This window comes from Plantactinospora solaniradicis, from assembly GCF_042658085.1.
Taxonomy (GTDB): Bacteria; Actinomycetota; Actinomycetes; order Mycobacteriales; family Micromonosporaceae; genus Plantactinospora; species Plantactinospora solaniradicis.
Genome location: NZ_JBHSPR010000072.1, coordinates 1 through 1,922, shown reverse-complemented (window position 1 = coordinate 1,922; position 1,922 = coordinate 1). Strand labels below are relative to the sequence as shown.

The following is a 1,922-nucleotide window of genomic DNA, read 5'->3' as shown; positions in this document are numbered from 1 at the left end:
GTCCGGGGACCTGGTCCGGTGGACCTCGGACGGGCGGTTGTTGTTCGCGGGTCGGGCGGACGAGCAGGTCAAGATCCGTGGTTTCCGGGTCGAGCCCGGTGAGGTCGAGGCGGTCCTGGCCGGGCACGAGTCGGTCGGCCAGGTCGCGGTCATCGTCCGGGAGGACCAGCCCGACGTCAAACGCCTGGTCGCGTACGTCGTACCCGCCACCGCCGGTGGGATGGACGTCGACACGGTACGGGAATACGCCGCCGCACGACTGCCCGAGTACATGGTCCCGGCCGCAGTCGTCACACTCGACTCCCTCCCACTGACCGTCAACGGGAAGCTCGACCGCAGCGCGTTGCCGGCCCCCGAGCCGACCGGCCGGACGGTCGGCCGGGCACCGGCCACCCCGGCCGAGACATCGCTGTGTCAACTGTTCGCCGAGGTCCTGGGCGTGGAGCAGGTCGGCGCGGAGGAATCCTTCTTCGAGCTGGGTGGCGACTCGATCCTCTCGATGATGGTCGTATCGGGTGCACGGCGAGCCGGTCTCGTCATCACCGCCCGGCAGATGTTCGAGCAGCGCACCGCAGCCGGGTTGGCGGCGGTAGCCGGAATCCTCGCCCACGACGCCTCGCCGTCCGTGCAGCACACCGGCACCGGCCAGGTACCCCTGACGCCGGTGATGCGTGAGCTGCTCGACCGGGTTCGGCCGGAGGGCCTGGCCGATGTGTTCCAGTCCAGCCTGATCACGGTCCCGGCGGAGCTGGACTTCGAGATCCTGATCGGCGCGGTACAGGCCGTGGTCGATCGCCACGATGTGCTGCGGGCACGGCTGGACCTCGACCAGCAGAGGCTGCTGGTACCCGACCCCGGTAGTTCCCAGGTCCGTCCCTGGGTGCGCCGGGTGGAGGCAACCGTGGGCGACCTGCACCGGCTGGTCGACGAGCAGACCCGAGCGGCGGTGTCCAGGCTGGATCCGCTGACCGGCGTGATGGTCCAGGTGGTGTGGTTCGACCGGGGGCCGGACGTCGCCGGCCGGTTGCTGCTCGTCATCAACCACCTCGCGGTGGACGGGGTCTCCTGGCGAGTCGTGCTGCCGGACCTGGCGGCGGCGTACACGGCACTCGGCGCGGGACGGTCCGTCGCGCTGGAACCGGTCCCCACCTCGTTTCGGCACTGGGCGTCCGCCCTGACGGCGCAGGCCACCGCTTCCGAGCGCGCGGCGGAACTGCCGGAGTGGACCCGGATGCTGGAGGATCCCGATCCGCTCCTGACCATGCGACCGCTGGACGCCGTCCGGGACGTGGCGGCCACCGTACGACGGGTGTCGATCACCGTCCCGGCGGACATCACCTCGGGACTCTTGACCACCGTTCCGGCGGCGTTCCACGCCGGCATCGACGACGTACTGCTGGCCGGGCTGATCACCGCTATCGCCGAACGGCGAGAAGCCATGGACGGCACGGGTGCGCTCCTGGTGGACGTGGAGAGTCACGGCCGAGTGCCGCTCGACGACGCGACGGACCTGTCCCGCACCGTCGGTTGGTTCACCGGCATCCATCCCGTACGGCTCGATATGGGTGCCGTCGACGTTGCCGAGGTGCGGGCGGGTGGCCCGGCGGCCGGGCGGGCGGTGAAGCGGATCAAGGAGTTGTTGCGTGCCGTGCCCGGTGACGGGCTCGGCTACGGCCTGCTGCGGTACCTCAACCCCGATACCGCAGCACAACTCGCGGCTCTGCCGTCCGCGCAGATCGGCTTCAACTACCTTGGCCGGTTCGGCTCGCGCGAGCAGGCGTGGCAACTGGCCGGGGAGTCCGGGCTCGGGGAGGGCACCGACGATCGGTCACCGGCGCTGCACGCCGTCGAGGCCGAGGGTGTGGTTCATGACCTGCCGGATGGTCCGCAGTTGACGCTGAGTTTGGCGTGTGCTGAGGGGT

Annotated in this window: 1 protein-coding gene; it reads left to right on the top strand. The window is 70.5% G+C overall.

Annotated elements, in window-relative coordinates; genetic code table 11:
- The coding region (locus ACFP2T_RS43050; RefSeq protein ID WP_377432798.1) for a condensation domain-containing protein at positions 1 to 1,922 on the top strand (1,922 nt) is incomplete at both ends.